Annotated in this window: 16 protein-coding genes and 1 riboswitch; of the genes, 5 read left to right on the top strand and 11 right to left on the bottom strand. The window is 27.8% G+C overall.

The window, feature by feature from the left end; translation table 11 throughout:
• Positions 1-24: 24 nt before the first annotated feature.
• Positions 25-3528 carry a DNA polymerase III subunit alpha gene (gene dnaE / locus CLV39_RS04755; protein WP_121923092.1) on the top strand — a complete coding sequence of 1168 codons (3504 nt, stop codon included), beginning with the start codon at positions 25-27 and terminating at the stop codon, positions 3526-3528.
• Between the two features lie 27 nt (positions 3529-3555).
• Here the strand turns inward: dnaE and thiC are convergent, their stop codons facing one another.
• The gene (gene thiC, locus CLV39_RS04750) at positions 3556-4923 is read right to left on the bottom strand and encodes a phosphomethylpyrimidine synthase ThiC (protein ID WP_121923091.1); all 1368 of its coding nucleotides are present in this window, start codon (positions 4921-4923) and stop codon (positions 3556-3558) included.
• Positions 4924-5018: 95 nt separating this feature from the next.
• Positions 5019-5117: riboswitch (TPP riboswitch) on the bottom strand.
• Between the two features lie 177 nt (positions 5118-5294).
• Here thiC and CLV39_RS04745 point away from each other — a divergent pair.
• Positions 5295-5852, top strand: a complete 558-nt coding sequence (locus CLV39_RS04745) for a Tll0287-like domain-containing protein (protein WP_121923090.1) — start codon at positions 5295-5297, stop codon at positions 5850-5852.
• 38 nt (positions 5853-5890) lie between these two features.
• Here CLV39_RS04745 and CLV39_RS04740 read toward each other — a convergent pair whose 3' ends face one another.
• Positions 5891-6130 carry a ferredoxin gene (locus CLV39_RS04740; RefSeq protein WP_121923089.1) on the bottom strand — a complete coding sequence of 80 codons (240 nt, stop codon included), beginning with the start codon at positions 6128-6130 and terminating at the stop codon, positions 5891-5893.
• 125 nt (positions 6131-6255) lie between these two features.
• Between CLV39_RS04740 and hemW the strand changes: the two genes are divergently transcribed.
• The 3 genes from hemW (at position 6256) to feoB (ending at position 9765) form a co-directional block, all read left to right on the top strand.
• Positions 6256-7359: a radical SAM family heme chaperone HemW gene (gene hemW / locus CLV39_RS04735; RefSeq protein WP_121923088.1), complete on the top strand. Its 1104-nt coding sequence runs from the start codon at positions 6256-6258 to the stop codon at positions 7357-7359.
• A gap of 94 nt (positions 7360-7453) precedes the next feature.
• Positions 7454-7669 (top strand): FeoA family protein, encoded by a 216-nt coding sequence (locus CLV39_RS04730; RefSeq protein ID WP_121923087.1) that lies wholly within the window; start codon positions 7454-7456, stop codon positions 7667-7669.
• Positions 7666-9765, top strand: a complete 2100-nt coding sequence (gene feoB, locus CLV39_RS04725) for a ferrous iron transport protein B (protein WP_121923086.1) — start codon at positions 7666-7668, stop codon at positions 9763-9765. Before CLV39_RS04730 ends, feoB begins: the two co-directional genes overlap by 4 nt.
• Here feoB and CLV39_RS04720 read toward each other — a convergent pair.
• From CLV39_RS04720 to CLV39_RS04680, 9 genes are all read right to left on the bottom strand, one after another.
• Positions 9754-10215, bottom strand: coding sequence for a hypothetical protein (locus CLV39_RS04720; RefSeq protein WP_121923085.1), 462 nt, complete (start codon positions 10213-10215; stop codon positions 9754-9756). The two genes, feoB and CLV39_RS04720, sit on opposite strands and share 12 nt — an antisense overlap.
• Positions 10212-10730, bottom strand: coding sequence for a peptidylprolyl isomerase (locus tag CLV39_RS04715; RefSeq protein ID WP_121923084.1), 519 nt, complete (start codon positions 10728-10730; stop codon positions 10212-10214). The genes CLV39_RS04720 and CLV39_RS04715 overlap by 4 nt, the downstream gene beginning before the upstream one ends.
• The gene (locus tag CLV39_RS04710; RefSeq protein WP_121923083.1) at positions 10723-12240 is read right to left on the bottom strand and encodes an EAL domain-containing protein; all 1518 of its coding nucleotides are present in this window, start codon (positions 12238-12240) and stop codon (positions 10723-10725) included. Before CLV39_RS04710 ends, CLV39_RS04715 begins: the two co-directional genes overlap by 8 nt.
• 12 nt (positions 12241-12252) lie before the next feature.
• Complete coding sequence (gene argJ, locus CLV39_RS04705; RefSeq protein ID WP_121923082.1) at positions 12253-13413, bottom strand: bifunctional glutamate N-acetyltransferase/amino-acid acetyltransferase ArgJ; 1161 nt, start codon at positions 13411-13413, stop codon at positions 12253-12255.
• Positions 13410-15359, bottom strand: a complete 1950-nt coding sequence (locus CLV39_RS04700) for a 2Fe-2S iron-sulfur cluster-binding protein (protein ID WP_121923081.1) — start codon at positions 15357-15359, stop codon at positions 13410-13412. Before CLV39_RS04700 ends, argJ begins: the two co-directional genes overlap by 4 nt.
• 81 nt (positions 15360-15440) lie before the next feature.
• Positions 15441-16409, bottom strand: coding sequence for a prohibitin family protein (locus CLV39_RS04695; protein ID WP_121923080.1), 969 nt, complete (start codon positions 16407-16409; stop codon positions 15441-15443).
• A complete protein-coding gene (locus CLV39_RS04690) occupies positions 16409-17020 on the bottom strand; it encodes a molybdenum cofactor guanylyltransferase (protein WP_121923079.1) in 612 nt (203 codons plus the stop codon). Before CLV39_RS04690 ends, CLV39_RS04695 begins: the two co-directional genes overlap by 1 nt.
• Positions 17017-17844, bottom strand: coding sequence for a 4Fe-4S binding protein (locus CLV39_RS04685; protein WP_121923078.1), 828 nt, complete (start codon positions 17842-17844; stop codon positions 17017-17019). The genes CLV39_RS04690 and CLV39_RS04685 overlap by 4 nt, the downstream gene beginning before the upstream one ends.
• Positions 17845-17900: 56 nt before the next feature.
• Entirely contained in the window at positions 17901-18461 is a 561-nt protein-coding gene (locus CLV39_RS04680; protein WP_121923077.1) for a thiamine phosphate synthase, read from the bottom strand.
• Positions 18462-18601: the final 140 nt, after the last annotated feature.

Below are 18601 nucleotides of genomic sequence, written 5' to 3'. Positions count from 1 at the left end.
AATATCAAGAAAGAGGGATTTCTTATGAGCAAAGATTTTACACATTTGCATTTACATAGTCATTATTCTTTACTTGATGGAGCTATAAAAATTCCTGAACTTGCTCAAAAAGCAAAAGAGTATGGATATAAAGCAGTAGCTTTAACAGATCATGGAAACATATTTGGAGCCATAGAGTTCTACCAAGAAATGAAAAAGGTTGGAGTAAAACCTATTATTGGTATGGAAGCTTATTTTGCTAATAATAGATTTGAGAAAAAAGGGGATGGCTCAGACAGTATTTTAGAAGATAAAAACTATCATCTTATACTTCACGCAAAAGACAAAACAGGTTTTAAAAATTTAATGAAGCTTTCATCTCTTGCTTATACTGAAGGTTTTTATTACAAACCAAGAATAGATTGGGAACTTCTTGAAAAATATCATGAAGGTTTAATATGTCAAACTGCTTGCTTAAAAGGATTTATTCCTCATTTATTATCCAAAGGTAAATTTGAAGAAGCTTATCAGCTTGGTAAAAGACTTAAAGATATATTTGGAGAAGATTTATATTTTGAAATTCAAATGAACGGACTTGAAGAACAAAATATAGCAAACAAAGGAATTTTAGAGCTTGCAGAAAAACTAAATGTAAAAGTAGTAGCTACAAATGATAGCCATTACTTAAATGAAGAAGATGCAGAAGCCCACGATATTATTAAAGCTCTTCAGATGAAATTAACATTAAAAGAGTTAAAAGAAAAAGGAAGAGCTTTTAAAGTGAGAGGTCTTCATTTTACAAAACCTGAAGAGATGTATGAGAAATTTAAAGGATATGAGTTTGCATTAAAAAATACAATGGAAATAGCAGAAAAATGTAATGTAGAGATAGAAACTGCAGAAACAAGAGGATATTTATTTCCAAAATTTCAAATTCCTGGACTTGATAGAGAAGCCACAGAAGAAGAAAAAGCACAATATTTTGAAAAGCTTGCATGGGAAGGGTTAGAAAAAAGACTTGAAAATATTAAAGATTTATCTGCAGAAAAACATAAAGAATACAAAGATAGACTTAAATATGAAGTAGAAATAATAAAACAGATGGGTTTTCCGGAATATTTTCTTATAGTTCAGGATTTTATAAAACATGCAAAAAATAATGGAATACCAGTAGGACCAGGGAGAGGCTCAGCAGCAGGTTCCTTAGTAGCTTATGCTTTAGGTATTACAGAAGTAGATCCTCTTCAACATGGATTGATTTTTGAAAGATTTTTAAACCCAGATAGAATCTCAATGCCAGATATAGATATAGATTTTTGCATGGAAAATAGACCTAAAATGATAGAGTATGTTAAAAATAAATATGGTAGTGATGCAGTAGCTCAGATCATTACATACAACTTTATGAAATCTAAAATGGTTATTAGAGATGTAGCAAGGGTTTTAGGATTTTCATATTCTGAAGCAGATAAAATAGCAAAAATGATTCTTCCAGGACCAACTCAAGGCTCAACCCTTACAATTGAGGAAAATTTAGAAGCAAATCCAGAGTTTAGAAAACTTTATGAAACAGATGAAAGGGTTAAGAGACTTTTAGATTTAGCTAAAAAATTAGAAGGTTCAGCAAGACATACAGGAATTCATGCAGCAGGAGTAGTTATAGCACCTGGACCCCTTGATCAGTATGTACCTGTTTATGTTGATAAAGATGGAACAAAAGCTACCCAGTTTGATATGGGAACTCTTGAGATGCTTGGCCTTGTAAAAATGGATTTCTTAGGCCTTAAAACTCTTACTGAACTTGATTACATGAAAAAATTAATAAAAGAAAGACATAATGTAGAGATTGATTTTTCAAAAATTCCTTTAGATGATCCGAATGTTTTTAAGCTTTTACAATCAGGTAGAACAACTGGAGTTTTCCAGCTTGAAAGTAAAGGAATGCAAAATTTACTTGTAAAACTAAAACCTGATAAATTTGAAGAAATTATAGCAGTTTTAGCTTTATATAGACCAGGACCTTTAAACTCAGGAATGGTTGATGAATATGTAGAAAGAAAACATGGAAGAAAAAAAGTAGATTATCCTTTTGAAGAAGTTAAAGATGTATTAAAAGAAACTTATGGCCTTGTTGTGTATCAAGAGCAAATAATGTTTATGGCAAACATACTTTCTGGTTTTACGATGGCAGAAGCAGATACTCTAAGAAAAGCTATTGGTAAGAAAAAAGCAGATGTTATGGCAAAAATGAAAGATAGATTTATAAATGGTGCAGTTGAAAAAGGATATGATAAAGAAAAAATTACAAAACTTTGGGATGATATTGAAAAGTTTGCATCTTACTCATTTAATAAATCTCACTCTACTGCTTATGCATATCTTACATACTGGACTGCATATATAAAAACATATTATCCTGAAGAGTTTTTTGCAGTAAAACTCACAACAGAAAAAAATGATGATAAATTTTTAAGTATATTAAATGATATGAAAGATTTTGGTATAGAACTTTTGCCACCAGATGTTAATTATTCATATGATAAATTTGCCATAGAAGAAAAAGGAAAAATAAGATTTGGACTTGCAAGAATAAAAAATGTTGGAGAATCTTCCGCTAAAGCTATTGTTGAAGAAAGAGAAAAAAATGGAAATTATCAAGATATTTTTGATACAGCAGAAAGACTAGATAGTAAAAATTTAAATAAAAGAGTACTTGAAGCATTAATTAAAGCAGGAGCTTTTGATTTTACAGAAATAGATAGAGGAATATTGCTTGCAAATATAGATAAAGCTCTTTCGGTAGGACAGAAAAATAGAGAAAGTAAAGATTTAGGGCAAAATTCACTTTTAGGTTTATTAATGGAAGAAGATTCAAAACCTGTAGCTACAATCTCTTATAATGAAGGAGAAAAACTTTCAGAAAAAGAAAAACTTAGATTTGAAAAAGAAGTTCTTGGATTTTATATTTCAGGGCATCCACTGTTAGCTTATAAAAAAGAGCTTGAAGGAAGAGTTTTAAAAATAGCTTCTTTAATAGAAAGAAAACAAAAAGAAAAGGTAAAAATAGCAGGAGTTATATCAAATATTAAAAAGAAAAAAACAAGAACTGGAAATACAATGGCAGTATTTCAACTTCAAGATGAAACAGGAATTGTTGATGTTAGAGCCTTTCCGGAAAGTTTAGAAGATGGCTCAATTTTAGAAGAAGATAATTTAGTTATTGTAGAAGGTACAGTAGATATAAATGATGAGCAAGAAACAGTTTCAATAAATGCAAACAATATAATACCAATAGATAGTATTAATAAAGATGTTAAATATGTAAGATTTATTTTTTCTAAAGAAGATATATTAAACGGAACAGTAGAAAAAGTAAGAGATTTATGTAAAAAATACAAAGGAGATAAAGAAGTTGTTATTGAGATATATGACAAAGGGAATTTCTGGTGTGAGATAGCAGCCCATTCAAATTATCATGTAGATATATCTGACGAATTTAAACAAGAATTAGCTACAATTTTAGAACCAAACCAATTTATATTTGAATAAAAAAAGGGGCTTTGAGCCCCTTAAAATTTATTTTTCTTCTTTTGTTTCTATATTAAAAATTTCTGGATTTTCACTTACTTTTTCTTGAACACCTTGAGATATTCTGTAAGCACAGAAAGAAGGACCACACATTGAGCAGAATTTAGCAGATTTATATCCTTCTTGTGGAAGAGTTTCGTCATGATATTTTCTTGCAGTCTCTGGGTCTATAGCAAGTTCAAACTGTTTTTCCCAATCAAACTCATATCTTGCTTTAGACATAGCATCATCCCATTCTTTTGCACCAACCCTATGTCTTGCAAGATCTGCAGCATGAGCAGCTATTTTATAAGCTATAAGACCTTGTTTTACATCTTCAGCATTTGGAAGACCAAGATGTTCTTTAGGAGTTACATAACAAAGCATAGATGCTCCATACCATCCTGCCATTGCAGCACCAATAGCAGAAGCTATATGATCATATCCAGGAGCTATATCTGTAACTAATGGGCCAAGCACATAAAATGGTGCTTCATGACAAAGCTCTTGTTCTTTCCTTATATTCATTTCTATCTGATCCATAGGTACATGACCAGGACCTTCTATCATTACTTGAACACCATGTTCCCAAGCTTTTTTGGTTAATTCTCCTAATACTTTAAGCTCTGCAAATTGAGCTTCATCAGATGCATCATTTATACATCCAGGTCTTAAACCATCACCAAGAGAGAATGAAACATCATATTTTTTGAAAATTTCACAAATTTTATCAAAATTAGTATAAAGAGGATTTTGCTTTCCATGTACAGTCATCCATTCTGCCATTATAGAGCCACCTCTAGAAACAATACCCATTAATCTATGATTAACCATTGGTAAAAACTCTCTTAAAACACCAGCATGAATAGTCATATAATCAACACCTTGTTGAGCCTGGTGCTCTATCATATCTAAAATATCTTGCTCTGTAAGATTTTCTATCGTTCTAACTTCTTGAAGGGCTTGATATATAGGTACTGTCCCTATAGGTACTGGAGAATTAGCAATAATAGCTTCTCTAATTTCATCAATATTTCCACCTGTTGATAAATCCATAACAGTATCAGCACCATACTTTAAAGCAACTCTTAATTTCTCAAGTTCCCCTTCTACATCAGAAACAACTGCAGAATTACCAATATTAGCATTTACCTTACATTTAGCTGCAATACCAATTGCCATAGGCTCAAGTCTATAATGATTTATATTTGCAGGGATAATCATTCTTCCTCTTGCAACTTCATCTCTTATAAGCTCTACAGGAAGTTGTTCTCTTTTTGCCACATATTCCATTTCAGGAGTAATTACTCCTTCTCTTGCATAATCCATCTGTGTTTTACCATAAGTTGTACTTCTTGGTACTGCATATTTGCTCATATCTATATACCTCCAATAAAATTTACTTATAAAATAAAAAAGCCACCTTTCTAAAAAGGTAAGAGTATACCTACCTGATTAGAAAGATGGCTTTGATGTCTCAAAACCTGCTTTCCCTACGGCGGTATTAACCGCATCAGGTTCTAAGGGTATACTCTCAAGCTCCTACGTAGGAGCTACCCCCAGCAGGAAAATCATATTCTTTTACTCTTTAAAATATAACCTTTTATAATTAAAGTCAATAATGATATTTATCATTAAATTTAAATCTAACTTCTAAATTTATTATCAAATCTTTTTATAACTTGCTAAAAAATCTTCTTTTCGCTAAATTTTTATTTATATATAAAAAACTAAGAGGTAATTACCTAATGAAAAAAATTTTAGCAACAATTTTATTATCTTCAAGTTTAGTGTTTGCAACAGAAAACAATAAGATAGTTAAAATTGGTCAAGAAACTTCCTTAAAGCTAATGAAAGCTTTAAAGTTTCATCTTATAAAAGCAATGTCGGAAAGTCCATATGAAGCTATAGATGTTTGCCACAAAAAAGCTTTAAAGATAACTAAGCAAATAGAAAAAGAGATAGATCATGGAATAAAGATAAAAAGAACTTCTATTAGGTATAGGAATCCTTTAAATAAGCCAAATAAAGAAGAGTTAGAAGCATTAGAATATTTTGAAAAATCTTTTAAAGAAGGTAAAAATCCTAAGTACTATATTCAAAAAGTAAAAGATGGCTATAACTTTTATAAACCTTTAAAAATTAAAGCTATATGCTTAACCTGCCATGGAAATCCAAAGAATATGGATAAAAAGCTTTATGAAAAAATAAAAAAATATTATCCAGAAGATAAAGCTATAAATTATAAATTAGAAGATTTTAGAGGAGTTATTAAAGTTTATATACCACAAGAATTAGTGAAATAAATGAAAAGGGGCTTAAAGCCCCTTTTATATGAAAAATATTATTCTTCTACCACTTCAGTAATTAAAGAACCAGATGGACATTCTTCAGTAACTTCTAATACTCTATCACAAAGATCTTGTCCAACTTCTTCACAATCTAATATAGCACCATCTCCGCCAACTTCGTCTTTAACTTTTGCTATTCCATCACCAGCATCTTCATATACTTCAGGAACATCATCATAGCAAAGAGCGCAAGCTGTGCAAAGATCCTGATCTACCATAACTTTTAATTTCATTGAATCTACCTCCTACAGTAATTAATTTTAAAAATTTTAAAGCCAATATAGTATATTCTATTATTATAAACTTTGCAATAAAACAATGTTTGATTTTAATATTATATAAAAAGGAGAATAGCTGTATGATTAAAATCACTAGTCTATATATACATATTCCTTTTTGCTCTATAAAATGTCCTTATTGTGATTTTACTTCTATAGTTTTACTAAATGAAAATATATATTCAAAATATACAAATGCTCTAAAGAAAGAGCTTGAGCTTTATAAAAATTTGGACTTTGAGATAGAAACTATCTATTTTGGTGGTGGGACTCCTTCTTTATTACCTCCTCACTTAATAGGAGAATTTATAGTTTTTATAGAAGAAAATTTTAAAACTTTTAAAAATGTAGAAATAACTATAGAAGCAAATCCTAATACATATAGATATAAAGAGTTAAGAGAAATAAAAGAATATGGAGTAAACAGATTAAGCGTAGGAAACCAAACTTTTAATAGAAAACTTTTAAAAAGTCTTGGAAGAGATCATAATCCAGAAAGTACATTACAAATGGTAGAAGATGCTTTAAAAGCAGGAATAGAAAATATAAATCTTGACTTGATATATGGAATTCAAGGGCAAACATTAAAGGATTTAGAATATGATTTAGAAATTTATACATCATTACCAATTAAACATATTTCGGCTTATATGCTTACTGCTTATGAAGGTACTCCCTTAGGTAAATTAGTACAGAATAACCAATATAATCTACCTGATGAAAAAATAACAACTGAAATGTTTTATATCATTGATGAATTTTTAGAAAATAAAAAGTTTTATAGATATGAGCTTTCTAATTGGGCTAAAAAAGAATATGAATGTAAACATAATTTAGCTTACTGGACAGATAAGTATTTTTTAGGTATTGGTGTTTCTGCTTGGTCTTACATAGGAAATAAAAGATTTGGTAATACTAAAAATATTTATGAGTATATGAGAAAATTAGAAAAAGGGGAAAAACCTATAGAATTTGAAGAAATTTTAACTGAAGAAGATAAAAGATTAGAAAAAATAATGCTTGGATTAAGATTAAAAGAAGGAATAGATTTAAGCCTTATAAAAAATAAGGAAGTTTTAAAAGAACTTATAAAAGAAGACTTTGGATACATAAAAGAAAATAAATTTTCTCTTACAAGAAAAGGATTAATGGTAATAAATAAAATTATTGAGGTTTTAATATAAAAAATTCCTAATTAAAATCATCAATTATATAGATTTATAGGATATAATTTATTTATACATATGAGATTAAATCTCAATTTCAGAGGTAAAGGGAATGAAACTAATAGATTTAAAAGAAAATGATAAAGCTACTGTACGAAAAATTAATACAAAAAATAATATTTTTCTAAAAAAAGCAGAAGCTATGGGTATAAAAAAAGGTGAAGAAATAATAATTGAAAGAAGATTAGGAAGAAATTTAGTTATAAATTTAGAAGGTAGAAAAGTTGTTATAGATAAAGACTTGGCAAAGGAGATAGAGGTAGAATGAAAAAAATAACTGTAGCTTTAATAGGAAATCCTAATGTTGGTAAAACAACTGTTTTAAATGCAATTGCTGGGACTAATCTAAAAGTTGGAAACTGGGCAGGAGCAACTGTTGAGAAAAAAGAGGCAGTTATTTCATATAAAGATTATGAAATACATTTAGTTGATCTTCCAGGTATTTACACCCTTGAGCCAATTTCTGAAGCAGAAGAAGTAGCTGTAAATTTTATACAAAATGGAAATGTAGATGTAATAGTAGATGTAATAGATGCTCAAAATTTTGAAAAAAATATGCTTCTTGGTGTAGAGCTTTTAGAATTTCAAAAACCTACAGTCTTTGTTTTAAATATGATTGATGAAGCTACTAAAAAAGGTATAGAAATAGATGATAAAAAATTAAGGGAGATTTTAAATGTAGAGACAGTAAAAACAGTAGGCAGAAAAGAAGAAGGAATAGAAAATATTTTACCTGCAATAATAGAAGTTTATGAAAAAAATAAAAAACCTATGGAATTAAAATATAATCCAAAATTAGAAGAAGCTATAAATGAAATAAAAAAATATCTAAAAGAAAATACAAATAAACATTTAATACTTGATATATTAGCTGGAAAAGAAAAAGAAGATAACATACCTGAAGAAGTTTTATTAAAAATTAGAAAAGATTTAGAAAAATATTTTGGTGAAAGTATTGAGGATATTATAAAAAATGAAAGATTTGGATATGCACATGGTATAGCAAGAGAAGTTATAAAAAAAGTAAAAGAAAAAGATAAGGATATAACAGATCATTTAGATGCTTTTCTACTTCATCCAGTATTAGGTATTATTATTTTTGTTTGGATAATGTATTCTATATTTAAAATAGCAGTTGATTTTTCTTCTCCTTATATTGATTGGATAGATGGATTTTTAAATGATTTTTTATCTCCTGCATTTTTATCTTTATTTGAGACTATGGGTCTTCCTGAATGGTTTGATAGATTTTGGTCAGAAGCTGTTATAGGTGGTGTTGGGTTTGTTTTAACATTTGTTCCCTTGATAGCAACTTTATTTTTCTTAATAACATTTTTAGAAATGTCAGGTTATCTTCCAAGAATAGCAGTATTAATGGATAGATTTATGTCAAAAATAGGTCTTCATGGGAATATGGTAATTCCTTTAATGCTTGGTTTTGGTTGTAATGTGCCTGCTATTATGTCCGCTAAGATGATTGAAAATCCAAGAGATAAATTTATTGTAATTATGATGATTCCTTTTATGTCTTGTCCTGCAAGACTTGTAGTTTTTGCTTTCTTTACAGTTATATTTTTTGATAATCCGGCTACTGTTATTCTTGGTTTTTATTTAACTGGTATTATAGTAGCAATTTTTACTGCTTTAATCTTAAAATTTATTAAATTTAAAGGGGAAGTTATTCATTTTGCAATGGAACTTCCTCCTTATAGACTTCCACCTTTAAAATCTTTATTTATAGTATCTTGGATACATACAAAAGGATTTATATACAAGGCAGGAACAGTAATTTTTGCTATTTCTATTGTTGTATGGTTATTAATTAATCTTCCTTTAAATGCTAAAAATATATCAGAAAGTTATGCTGCTAAAATAGGTAAGTTTATTACTCCTATATTTGAACCTATAGGTATTAATGATTGGAGAGCTACTACATCTTTAATCCCAGCATTTTTAGCAAGAGAGACTGCAATAAGTTCTATGGGAACTATGTTTTCTGCTTCTGAAGAAAAAGAAGAAAATAAAAGTTTTAATTTTAAAGAAGAAGCTATAAATCAGATTAAAAATTTAGGTAATGCAGTTTATCAATCTATTATTGAAGTAATAAAACCTGGTATTTCTGCTTTTGATGTAGAAAACCAAGGAAATAAGAGTTTAAGAGAAAAAATAAAAGAAAGTTTCACTCCTTTATCAGCATTATCTTTTATGATACTTATACTTTTATATAATTCTTGTCTTGCTACCTTTGCAGTTATGGCTCAAGAACTTAATAAAAAATATGCAACCCTATTTTTAGTATATAGCTTTGCTATAGCTTGGATGATAGCTTTTATTGTTTATCATGTTGGAAGTTTATTTTTTTAAAAAATATGTAATTTCTAAAACACCTTTTATAAGGTGTTCTTCTTTTATTTTTACTTTATACTTATCTTCTTTTTCAAATGTAAAATAAGTAGGTTTTATTCCTGATAGTTTAAAAATCATAGCTGGATCTTCTTCTACCATTTCTAAACTAAATATTCCCTCTTTAAAATCTCCAATAAATTCTTCTGTTGCAAAGGCAAAAATCCTTCCATCTTCAAAAAATTTTATATAACTTTCATACTCAAACTTAGGAGAATAAAGTTTTAAATAAATTTGAAGAATAGTATTATCAAAATTCATAGTAGATATTCCATCTATTTCAAAATATAAATTTTGATTATCTATATTTACACCTGATCTAACCTTTTCCATTATCTGAATTTCAGGATTTGATATTAATACAGAAAAATTATTTCCAAGTTTATTTAATATAAGATTTTGTAACTTCATCTATTTTCTACCCTTTTTATATAATGTATTTTTACTGGATGTATAGGAACATTTTCAAAACCCATTTTAGAAGTTGTTGGAATTCTTGCTATCCATTCAACTACTTTCATTCCTTCTATTACTTTACCAAAAACTGCATATCCATATGTGTCTGGAGTTTCTCCTTGATGATCTAACTGATAATTTTCTGCAAGATTTATAAAAAACTGAGATGTTGCACTATCTATTTCTGTTGTTCTTGCCATTGCTACTGTACCATAGCTATTCCTTAATCCATTTTTTGCTTCATTTTTTATTGGTGGATATAAAGGTTTTTTGTAATTCATATTTTCGTCAAATCCACCACCTTGTACTACAAAGCCGGGAATTATTCTATGGAATATAAGCCCATCATAAAAACCTGCATCTATATATTTTAAAAAGTTTTCAACAGTAATAGGTGCTTTATCAGGAAAAAGCTCTATATAAAAACTTCCTAAATCTGTTTTAACTTCAACTACTGGATTTTTAGTCATCTTCACCTCTCCATTTAATTAGTTCTATCCAATCTTGAGGTGTAGCAGGTGGTTTTTTATCTTTATAGGTTTGCTTTTTTATAAAAGGATTTTTAGGAATATTTTCAGGTTTTCCAAAGAAATAACCTTGCATATATTGTATATTAAGTTTATTTAAGACTTCAAATATTTCTTTATTACTTACATACTCAGCAACTACTTTAATATCTGTATCTTCTGCAAAATCTTTAATAGTTTTAACTAAAATATATGCCTTCCTATCCTTTAATATATTTTTTATAATACTTCCATCTATTTTTATATAATCTGGATTTATTTCTAAAATATGCATTAAATTAGAATAACCACTACCAAAATCATCTATAGCTATTTTACATCCTGCGTATTTTATATAATCTAAATTTTCCTTGAATAATTGATAGTCATATATTTCTTCAGATTCTAAAACTTCTAATGTTAATCTATTTAAAACAGAACTATCATTTATATTTCTAATATATTTAACAACATATCCATGTAATATATCTGATGGTGAAACATTAACAGAAAGCTCTAATTTTTCATATTTTTTTAATAATTGAATAGATTTTTCTAAAATTTTCAAGTTGAATTCTGTATTTATAGTAGTACCTTTTATTATCTCTAAAAATATATCAGGTCTTATTACTTCACCTTTTGAATTTAATATCCTTGATAAAACCTCATACTTAAAAATCTTTTTATTTTTTACATCAACTATAGGCTGGAAAAGTAGATTAATTCTATCTTTATCAATAGATTCTTTAATTTCAATTAGCTTTGGAAGTAAATTGGCTTTATCTTTTCCATAAATGGAAATTATTTTATTATTCTTTTTCGCATCTTCTAAAGCAAAAAAGGCATCTTTTATAGCTTCATCAAGATTTTTCGTTTTTTGAACATCTTTATTTACACCTATAAAAATATTAAGTTTCAATGTTATATTCTTATATGAAAATCTTGCAACCTTTATAACTTTTTCCAAGTTTTCCAAAATATCACTTATAAAAATATCTTCAACTTCAGGAATTAGTATTAGAACTTCTGACCAGCTATATCTTATTAACCTACTATCTGAAGGTAATATTTTTTTCAATTTTACATTTAATTGAAATAAAATAGTTTCAACTACTTCTGTTCCATAAGTATTTTCAATTTCAAGTAAGTTTTCAATTTCTAAAATTAGAATAGCTTTTATATTCTTTAAATTTTTTAAATCTTTGTTCAAATTATTCTTTGTTAAAAATCCTGTATTTTTTTCTAAAAACTCTTTTTTGGAATTTGATTTTATAGCAGTATAAAAAATATAAATATTCCCAAAAATAACTAAAGCTAAAATACCTCCTGCAAAATATATATACTCTCTTAATATAGATATTGTTTCTTTTGAATAACTTATTTCAAGTTCATTAACAGTATTGAAAGATAAAAAAAGTAAAACTAATAAAGAAAATAAAAGAATAACCTCCAATATTAAAAATATTTTTTTCATAAAATCACCTTTCTAGGTAGTATATTCTGCATTTATTTCTACATATTTATAAGATAAATCACAAGTATAATATGTCCAGTTTCCATCGCCTCTACCAAAATATAAATCAATTGTAATTTCTTTATTAATTTTTAGATATTCTACTGCCTTTTCTCTATCAAACTGATTTGGTTTTCCTGAATAAAGTAAAAATTCTCCTAAATATAAATCAACTTTATTAAAATCTATATCTAAATGTAATTGTCCTACTGCTGATAATATTCTTCCCCAGTTTGGATCATTTCCAAACATAGCTGTTTTAAATAGATTAGATAGAGCTATAGCTTCTGCTATTTTTTTTGCTTCTTTATTATCTCTTGCTTGATGTATATTTATCTGTATTAGTTTTGTTGCTCCTTCTCCATCTTTAACAATCATTTTTGCAAGTTCTGTAGCTACTTCTAAAAGTTTTTTTGCAAAATATGTTCTATTTGTATCATTTATCTCAACATCTGATTCACCTGTGGCAACAACTAAAAAACTATCGTTTGTGCTTTCACATCCATCAACATCTATTGAGTTAAAACTTCTTTCTGCTACAAGCTTTGTTGTTTTATCAAGTAACCATTTATCTATTTTTACATCTGTAAATATATATGCAAGCATAGTAGCCATATTAGGATGTATCATTCCTGCACCTTTGGCTATCCCTCTTATAACAAACTGCTTACCATCTATTTCTCCTGTTGTTTCATAATATTTAGGAAAACTGTCTGTTGTCATTATGGCAGTAGATGCTTTTTTTAAATCTAAATCTTGCATATTATTACAAGCTTCATTTATTCCTTTTTCTACTTTTTCCATAGGTAGTTGAACACCTATTATTCCTGTTGAAAAAACCATTACTTGCTCTGAGTCTATATCAAAATTTTCTGCTACTATGTTTGCCATTTTTTCAGTATTCTCAAGGCCTTTTTCTCCTGTAGCTGCATTTGCATTACCACTGTTAATAACTATTGAAGATATTTTATCTGTCATAGAGGCTATCATTCTGTCATAAATTACAGGTGCTGCTGCTAAACTATTTTGAGTTAAAACTACCGAATAAACAGAAGGTTTAAATTTTAATACTAAAATATCATAATCACCAGAAGGCTTTATTCCCGCTTTAGCTATACCCATTTTTATATTCATTTTAAAAGCTCTCCTGCTTCTTTTTTATTTTTCCAGTTTTGAAGGTTATTACTTCTTTTGGAAAAGTATGAAAAATCATATATGTTTATATTTTGTTTTCTAAATTTCTCAAAATCATAAAAAGTAAAGCTTTTTTTATTTTCTCTTACTGAGAAAGGATAGTATTTAACTTTTTCTATAATAGTTTTAATTATATCTTTTTCCTTAAATAATACTTTTAATGCAGGTTTTAATTTCCTTTCTCCAAATAAACTTTCTAAGGTTCCTTCTTCTTCAAACCATAAGCTTGAGCCAATGGCAATATCTGCTTTTTCTGTAATACCATCTTCAAATGGTGATATTACAATAAGATTTTCTAATTTTTCTAATATATTTTCTAAATATTCTTTATCAAAATAATCAAAAATCTCTTCTCCTGATAAGATTAAATTTTTTATTTTTCCATTTTCTATATCTTTTAATATATCAACTATGTAATCTGTAATTTTTAGGTTATTAAAAACTCCAATTGCATTAGCTTGTGGTGGAATTATAAATATTTTTGATTTTTTCTCTTTATAAATATTTCCAAGAATTTTACCAAACTGATAGGATTTTTCTCCTTTTAATGTGGAAGTTGAGTATAAGACTGATGTTTTTTCATCAAAAATTGATAAATCTAAATCAAATATATCTTTATTTATAATTTCTGGAAAGAATTTTTGACTGTTTTTAATATTATTTCCAATATATATTACTTTTTTATCATTATAAATTTTATTTCCAAGTCTATACTGAGACTTAAAGTAATAAGATATTACAGGTGTAATTGCCGATACATCATCTCCTACTATTACTATTTTTTCTGATTTTTCAATATTAGAAAAATCTAAACTGTATTCTTCTTCTGCAATTTCTTCAAATCCTTTAACTACTGGATATAAATCTGCAGTTATTATAGATGATATTCTAATTCCTGTTTTATCTTGTAATTCATTTATCTGCTTATATGTTTCGTTAGTGCTAAATGAAGATGGTATAAATGCAGTTTCTTTTGGATTTTCACTTATAATATTAGCTATTTTTTCTATAGCTTCATCATAAGATACTTTTTCTCCTTTTATTAAAGCATCTTTTAATCTATTTTTAGATTGGATATCATATCCAAGATATGCTCCTGCACATATATTTAAATCTGCAGTTGAACGAATTCTGTATATTTTTTGTTTTTTATCATCATAATCTATTGCTACAGGGCAGTTCATACTACAAAATCCACAATATGAAACTTTTTCTTTTAAAAGCCAAGGACGAGCATTAAACTTAAATGGTTTAAATAAAATTGCACCAACAGGACATATATCAACACAAAGGCCACACATCTCACAAGAACTTGCAGTATCCATAGGTTTTTCATTTGGGGAAATGACTATTTCAAATCCTCTTTCTTCTTGAAATAAAGTAGTTGAGCCATTTATATTTTCACAAACACTTACACATTTTAAACAAAGAACGCATCTATTTGATACAAACTCTAAATAATCACTTTGCCAATCATCTTCTGGTCTTATTTTCTCAAAAGGTGTAATTGGATATAAGTTATGTTGGGGGCCATAATAAGTTCCCCAGTTTTGTAAATCACATTCTCCTGCTTTATCGCATATAGGACAGTCTAAAGGGTGTCTTGTAAAAAGCATTTCTAAAATAAATTGTCTATCTTTAAAGACTTCATCATTTAAGGTTTCTATTTCCATTCCATCATAAACATAAGTTCCACAAGCTATAATACTTCTTTTTTGCTTTTTATCCCATACTAGACAAATTCTACAACCGCCAAATATTGGTAGTTTTTCGTTATAACAGAATGTAGGTATTAATATATTTAGTTTTTTTGCTGCTTCTAAAACTGTTGTATTTTTATCAACTTCTATCTGTTTTCCATCTATAATAACTTTTACTTTTTCCATATAAAAACCTCAACAAAGAAAGGAATAAGTATAATTATCTTATAGATATGCTAATTAGACAAGTTAAGAAACTTTAAAAAACTATTTTTTAGGTGTATTTAACCAGTAATGCATATTTCCTGCTGGGGTATTTAAGAAAATATTATTATTTTTATTTTCTTTTAAAGCTTCCATTAATTTCTCTTGAATTTCTAGCTCTCTCCATTTTAATACATTCTTATCTATAGATTGACTTATAAGTTTATTTGCTTTTGCTATTCCTTCTGCTTCTTTAATTTTCTTTTCTGCTTCTGCTTCTGCTGCTATAACTTTTTGAATCTTTTTAGTTTCAGCTTCTATTCTCTTTATCTCTTGTTGTTTTTTAGCCTTTTCTTCTACATATTTCATTTTTTCTGCTTCTTGTTTTGCTATCTGAACTTCTTCTATTTTTTGAGCAATTCTTGGTGGTAGTTTAATATCTCTAAGTTGGACACCAACAACTTCAACTTTATTATGTGAAACTTCTTTAATAGATTTTTCTATTCCTTGCTCTATTTTTGTTCCTATTTCTTGTCTTTTTATAGGAAGTTGTTCTGCCGGATACTGTCCTATTACATCTCTAACAATATCTCTAATTGTAGGATTAATCATTTTATCTTCCCAGTTCCATCCCCATTCTTGAATTAATTCTGAAGCTTGATCTGGAATTATTCTATATTGGACAGTCATTTCTATTCTTACTGGTAATCCCCTTGCATCAAGTACATTTATTGCTGGTTTTTCTATTAATCCTTCTTTGTCTGGCCTATCTTGGTTTCCTTTATAATTAATTGTATGAACTCTTACATCTACAACTTTAATTTCTTGGACTAAAGGTATTTTAAAATGAAGTCCCGGTTTTAATTCCTCATTATCATATTTACCAAGGGTTATTTTTATTCCTACATTACCACTTTCTATAGTCTTAAAAGGTGGAAATAAGAAAAAGAATATTGCTATAACTATTATAGCAATAGGTAAAGCTGCAACTGCCGAATTTATATTTATCTTATCTTTACTAAAATTATCCATTAGCTATCCTTAAAATTTGAAATAAATTTTTTATAATCTTTTGGCGTATTTATACTTTCATACATTAAAAGATTATTATCTATCTTTTTTAGTATATCTTTATTAATAATCTTCTTATTTAAACTGTCAACCCATTTTTTTAAAGATTTTATTCCTGAATTGTAAATTTGCTTTGCTTTTTCTAATGAATCTTTTTTATATATAGTGTTTAAAAATTGATATTTCCCATCAATATTTGGAATAATTGTATCGTAATCTTCTATATTTTCATATAAAAACTTAATTATTTTAGTACTAATAATAGGTGTATCACAGGTAGCTATAAAAACAGAATCATTTTTAATATAATCTTTTGCTGAAATAACTCCATTTAAAGGACCTTCATAAGGATTTATATCTTTGGTAAGGATTATGTTAGAGCTTAAATCTTTTATCTGATTTTCATATAAAGAAAAATCTTTATTTACAACGATTATAATTTTTTGGCATACATTATCTAAGGTTTCTAATATATTTCTTAAAAAAGTTTTATTGTCAAAGGGAAGGAATGCTTTATCCCTTCCCATTCTTTTGCTTTGGCCACCTGCCAATAGGATACAATCTAAATTCATACTTGTCTTACAGGTACTTCATGTAAAAAGCCAAGAATTGGAGGTTTGCCTTTTTTAGCCCACACATCTGTACAAGCGTCAACACATTCTCCACAGACAATACAAGAAGAAAGACCTGGTCTATTTATTGTATCTTCCATTAAAGCTATTTTTCTTGGATCTAATGCCATTGGACAAGCTTTTAAACATTCTCTACAAGTTCCACAATCTTTAGTTGTATAAGGTGGTATAAGTGCAGGTTTATAGTAGTAAAAATGAGGAGTTAATTTTTGGTATATCCCTGTAGGGCAGAAAGTTCTACACCATCTTTTTCCTATGTATAATTCCCAGAAAAATATTGGGAATGCTACTAAAAAAGCAACCCACATAGGTATAAATGAAGGATTTGTATAGTAGAAAAATACTCTTAAATCTGTTACCCAGTTAAAGAATAAAGCAGCAAATGCTATAGTTGAAATAAATGTTATAAAAATATAAGCTAACTTATGATGCTTTCCTATTTTTCTTTTGATTTTTTCTTGAATTTCTGCAAACCATCCTCCTGGGCATATCAAACCACAGAAAAGTCTTCCTTGGATCATATTTATAACAATAACAAGTATTGCAAAAAATCCAAGAGCGGCAATTACAGGAATAAGACCATCTATTAAACTTCTTCTTTCTCCAAATAGCCATGACTCATTATGGGCAATATCTACTTTTATTATCTTAAGTTCAGGAATTAATATAAGTGCTATTACTATAGAAATATACACAGTATTTCTTGCTATTGTAAATTTATGTGTTTGCCACCATGAAGGTTGTTGACTTAAAGCTTCAGCCATCTTTACTCCTCTAAATTTAGTGATTATTAACTTATTAATATATCATACTAAATAATTTAATACAAAAAAGTCCTAATTCCAGCTATTCCATAAACTCCTGTATCCAAAACCTGGTTAATATTTGATTTATTTATACCTCCAAGAGCATACACAGGAATATTTACCCTCTCTACTACCTCTTTTAACTTTTTAATTCCTTGAGGTTTTCCTTTTCCTTCTACATAAAAAATAGGAGAAAAGATTATATAATCTGCACCTTCTTCTTGAGCTTTTATAGCACATTCTATACTATGACAAGATTTACCTACTATTAAATGGGGAAATTTAGTTTTTATTTTAGAAACAGGGAATGAGTTTTCAGGTAAATGGACTCCATCTGCTTCTACTAATAATGCTACATCAACCCTATCATTTATAAATAAAGATCCATTATATTTTTCTAAAATTCTTTTCATCTTTTCTGCAAGATTTAAAAGTTCTCCAGATGATAAATCTTTCTCTCTAAGTTGAAACATTCTAATACCTTTATCTAATAAAAGCTTAATCTGATTTTCAAAAGGAATTTTATATTTTTTTCTATCTGTAATTGCATAAAATTTATGTAAATTATTCTTCATCAGAGCCTTTGTCTAACGCAATTAAGATTAAAAATATAGCTATAGCAATTACAACCATTCCTATTATAACTATTGGAAATAATGTAGAAGGATTCATATTTTCTCCTCCAAATTAGGATATAATTTTAGTTAATTTTATA

The organism is Hydrogenothermus marinus (genome assembly GCF_003688665.1).
Classification (GTDB): domain Bacteria; phylum Aquificota; class Aquificia; order Aquificales; family Hydrogenothermaceae; genus Hydrogenothermus; species Hydrogenothermus marinus.
The sequence above is the reverse complement of the archived record's forward strand: the minus strand, read 5'-3'. Positions and strand labels throughout refer to the sequence as shown.